The 4,587-nt window shown below is 59.3% G+C and carries 4 protein-coding genes; all 4 read left to right on the top strand.

Translation table 11 applies throughout. The features are described from left to right. Positions 1–706, top strand: a 706-nt coding sequence (locus ACMLHG_RS16465; RefSeq protein ID WP_417171184.1) for a DUF1559 domain-containing protein, incomplete at its 5' end; no start/stop codon positions are given. A 16-nt stretch (positions 707–722) separates the two neighbouring features. Beyond that, positions 723–2,795, top strand: a complete 2,073-nt coding sequence (locus ACMLHG_RS16460; RefSeq protein WP_417171183.1) for a hypothetical protein — start codon at positions 723–725, stop codon at positions 2,793–2,795. Between the two features lie 26 nt (positions 2,796–2,821). Then, positions 2,822–3,772, top strand: a complete 951-nt coding sequence (locus tag ACMLHG_RS16455) for a glycosidase (RefSeq protein ID WP_417171182.1) — start codon at positions 2,822–2,824, stop codon at positions 3,770–3,772. A gap of 528 nt (positions 3,773–4,300) precedes the next feature. Next, the coding region (locus tag ACMLHG_RS16450; protein WP_417171181.1) for a hypothetical protein at positions 4,301–4,587 on the top strand (287 nt) is incomplete at its 3' end.

Below are 4,587 nucleotides of genomic sequence, written 5' to 3'. Positions count from 1 at the left end.
AAAAATGAAGGCGCGATCGTTATTTACTTTAATTGAATTGCTGGTTGTTATCGCGATTATTGCAATTCTGGCGGCGATGCTGTTGCCGGCATTGAACAAGGCGCGGGAAAAGGCGCGCGACATCCGCTGCACCTCCAATCTGAAACAGATTGGAACCTATGCGCTGATCTACTACGACACCCATCACACTTTGCCTGCCTTCAATGGAAATCTCTCCGGATATGAGGGGAAATGGAACGACATGCTCTATGCTGTGAGCAGCGGAACGCCGGCAAAGAACTATTGCTCCTGGGAAAATATGCCCGATGGAAGCCGCATGCCGAAGGGGGTTTTTGCCTGTCCCGCCTCGTCGTCGGAGATGGTCAGCACCGAAGCCATACATTACGGCATCAACGGCTGGATCGTTCCGGCCAACGGCGGAAACGGGAGCAACGCCGTGCCCGGTTACAGTCTGGGCAAGATACGGCGGCCGACGGCGCGGGCCATGATCTTTGACATCAACAAGACCGAGAGCAGTTATCCCGATGCGATGGCGAAACGGCGGCGGACCGACAACACCTGGTCCATGCTGCTCGGAACCCGTGGCATCTGGAAGCATCGCAACCATACCGGAGCGGGCGTGGTCTTTGTGGATGGCCACTCCGCAATCCTCCAGGAGAACGAGATTCCGATGCAGGACGATCTCTTCTGGGGGGAAGATGAGTGAGAGGCAAGGTGAGAGAATGCTGAGAACTTTTTTACCGTCTGTTTTATTGTGTTCTGCGGCGCTGGCCGCCGGTCGAATGGAGGCGGCGGAACGCCCGGTAATCCGGATTGACGCCGCCCGTTCCGCGGGGGAAGCCGCTCCCATGGTCTACGGACACAACATCGAAGCCGCCGATGAACGCGGCATTTTCGCCCGGATCGATCTGCCCAAACCTTCGCCGGATGGCGTCAATACCGGCAAGGGACACTGGGATCCTGTGCAGATGAGGCCCGATCCCGCAGCGGTCCGCTTTCTGCGGGAAATCAAGACCGGAATGCTCCGCTATCCCGGCGGTTGCCTGGCGCACAACTTCGACTGGCGGAAGACGGTCGGGCCGGTCGAGTCGCGGCCGGACTGGAAGTTCGGGCTGGCGGAGTATCTGGAACTCTGCCGGGTGGTCGGGGCGGAACCGCTGATCACCTTCTCCGATTACGCTCTGCCGGCGGAGGAGCTGCCCCGGCTTGCCGCCGACCTGGTCGAATATCTGAATGCTCCGGCGCGTCCGGAGTTTCCGCAGGCGATGAAACGGGCGCGGAACGGACACCCGGAACCCTATGGAGTCAAATATTTTGAGATCGGCAACGAGACCTATCATGACAATCATAACTTGAAACCGCATCGCCGGTTCAGCGTTGAGGCATATGTCGATTTTGCCAGAAAGACCATCGAACAGGTTCGCCGGGTCGATCCTTCCGTCAAGATCGGAGTGGTCGGGCACACGATGAATCTGGATTCCCGCCCGGATTTCTGGGATGAAACCGTCTACCGGGAACTCGGTCCGCACGTGGATTTCATTATCCACCACTATTATGCGCCGAAACTGGACAGCCTTTCGCCTGCGGAGGCACTGCATTCCACGGTTACCGCCGGGGAACTCCTCCGGCTGCGGCTGGCAAACTTCCGGCGGCAGGTGCGGGAGCTGGCCGGGCGGGAACTGCCGGTCGCGGTGACGGAGTACAACATTTCCGGCGTTCAGAATCAGCCGGTTCCGTGGCGGCACAGTTATCTGGCCGGTCTCAACATGGCGGAGATTCTGCGCGAGTTCCGCCGGCCGGAGAACCGGGTGCTTGCCGCCTCCTACTGGCAGGCGATCGGGGGATATTTCGGCATGATTCAGCGCCGTGGAGATGGGGGGCACTCCCGCAGCGGGGCCTGGCCCTTCTTCCAATTGTGGACCCGGCATACCGGTTCGGAACTGCTGCCGGTCGAGGTGACGGGAAATCCGCGCCGCGAGATGGTTGCTGCGCGGGTCGGACAGGTCACGGCCCGCGGGGAAACATTGGTTTTGCCGCGGGCGCTCGGAGAGGTGACGCAGTTCGATCTCTATTTTCAGGCGCTCGCCGCTGCCGGTTGTTCCGGTTCGGGGAATGCGCGCCATCTGCAGTTCCGGTTGAACGGTTGCGGAAAGCAGAGCTACCCGACATTTCTGACGGTTCACCGTCCGGCGGCGGTACCGGCTGACAGCGGCTTTACGCTCCGGGCGGATTTCGAAGCCCGTTTTCAGCCTGCTGCGAACAACACCGGCAGTGCCGCGCTCGGCTTCGGCCTGATGGATCTGCGCGGTTACGAGGCCACCCGTCTGGCGACCGCTGTCGGCGGATTGAAGGAGGCCGGAGAGTGGAAGAAATTCTCCTGCTCTCTGAGCGTGGGGGCGGATTGTCCCGGAATCACCGGACTGCTGCGGGTGGAGAAGCCGCGCGGCGAACTTTCCGGACTGTTGGAACTGCGCAATCTGAAACTCTCCCTCTTCGGCGATGCCCGGATTCCTGCAGTTCCTCTGCTGGCCGTCGAGGCTTCCCGGCTGGATGCGAACCGCATAGCCCTGGCGGTGATCAACCGCTCTCCCGATGCTGCTGTTCCGGGAAGAGTGGAGGTTGCCGGAATGCGGCCGCGTTCTGGAATCGCCCGGGAGCTTTATCAGGACGACATCACCCTGGCTACCGCGTGGAATCCGGTCGAAAAGAGGGTTTCTCCGGCCGCCGACGGCTCCTTCGACTGGGAGTTCCCGCCGCATTCTCTTACGGTGTTTGAATTGAATGCGTTGAAATGATTTGCGTTAACAACAGAGAGGTGGAGATGTCGATTTTTCAGAAGTTTTCCGGGAATCCGGTTTTGACGCCGGAACAGTTTCCCGATGATATCATGTATGTGTTCAACCCGGGGGCGGTCAAGTTTAACGGCGAGTATCTGCTGATGGTCGACGCCGCCACGGCGGCCACGCCGATTGTGTTCTGGCTGGCGCGCAGCCGGGACGGTGTGCATTTTACCATCGATCCGGAACCGGTGGAGTGGCCGGTTCCGGCGGCGGGGCCGGAGAACTGTGTTTACGATCCGCGGATTACTTTGATCGACGGAGAATACATCCTCATGTACGCGAGCCAGGCGGCGGGGCGCGGCGTGCGCACCGGGGTGGTCCGTACCCGGGATTTCCGGAAGTTCGAGCGGATTGAGCAGGAGGAAAACGGCCGGAACAACCGGAATTCGGTACTGTTTCCGGAGAAGATCGGCGGCCGCTACGTGCGGCTCGACCGGCCGATGGGCGACAATGAACTCGAACCTTCGGATATGTGCATCAGCTACTCCCGGGATCTGGCGCACTGGGAGGAGTCGCAGGTGCTGATGACGCCGCGTCCCGGCTGCTGGGATTCCCACAAGATCGGCGGCGGCGCGGTGCCGATTCGTACGGAGCGGGGATGGCTCGAAATCTATCACGGCGTCGACCGCACCTGCAACGGATTCATCTACCGGCTGGGCGTGGTTCTGCTCGATCTGGAAAATCCGGCAGAAATCATCGCCCGCGGCGGCCTGCCGGTCCTCTGGCCGGAACGTTGCTATGAGATGCAGGGGCGGGTGATGAACGTCACCTTCACTTGCAACGCCATTCCGGAGCCGGATGGCTCCGTCAGAATCTACTACGGCGCCGCAGACAGCTGCATCGGGCTGGCGACCGCGAAGCTCGACGATCTGGTGGCGGCCTGTTTCGTCGGGAATCCCACGGCGGAGAAATTCTTCTCCCGGCGCTCCTGACCGGCGAGAGCGGCGCTGCTGTATTGCCATGCTGTACGGCTTGGCCCGCGCACTTGTTCAGTGCGGTCAGTGCCGCAAGTGCCTGTGAGAGAACTGCTTTGTGTTCCGCAAAGCAGCAAGGAGCGATTGCGAAGCAGTCGAGCGGAGTCGAGCGAAGTCCGACAAATAAGGCCCGAGAGGGTCGCATGCGGATTCGGATCAACCCGGTATCGTTTTCTCTCGGGCGGGGAGGTCAGGAGGGCGTTCGGCCCTCCAGCTCCCCGGGTATTATTCCCTTGCGGAAGTTTTGTATTTCGCCCTGTTCCCGACCATGTGCCACAGGAGTCGGAAATTTCCACGCGGTATCGTCCGTTCCCATCCCGGGACATTTTTCCAGCGTTTTTCCGGCAGGGAACAGACAACCCGCAGTCAGCGTTTTTGAGCGATAGCGAACATTTGTTGTCGGATGATTTGTAAATAAGCGGGCTAAGGGGTATACTTATGCCGGAAAGGGAATTCAACCCATATCAAGCAGACAAGGAGAGCGTTATGAAATGTTCAATTGCTGTTGTTTTCCTTGCGGCGATTGGTTTGGTCGGGCAGGAGCCGGGAATCTTTTCCGATCCTCGGGAGCTTCAGGTGGCGGTGTATCCCGGGAACAACGGCTTTTCGGTTTTGCAGGTTTCGGAGAAAAATCATTGGAATGATACGGGTTATGAATATGTTGGAATTTCGACCGCCGGAAAGCTGTCTAAAAACAGCTGGATTACGCGCTTGATGGTTGATCTGTCGGAGAACGGTGAAAAAAAACTTAGAGCTTATCAACTAATAAATTG

Source organism: Victivallis sp. (assembly GCF_048170485.1).
In the GTDB taxonomy this organism is placed as follows: Bacteria; Verrucomicrobiota; Lentisphaeria; order Victivallales; family Victivallaceae; genus Victivallis.
The sequence above is the reverse complement of the archived record's forward strand: the minus strand, read 5'-3'. Positions and strand labels throughout refer to the sequence as shown.

Excerpts from the sequence above, each read along its gene's own strand:
- ACMLHG_RS16455 (WP_417171182.1), top strand. The coding sequence starts at position 2,822 with ATGTCGATTTTTCAGAAGTTTTCCGGGAATCCGGTTTTGACGCCGGAA.
- ACMLHG_RS16460 (WP_417171183.1), top strand. The coding sequence starts at position 723 with ATGCTGAGAACTTTTTTACCGTCTGTTTTATTGTGTTCTGCGGCGCTG.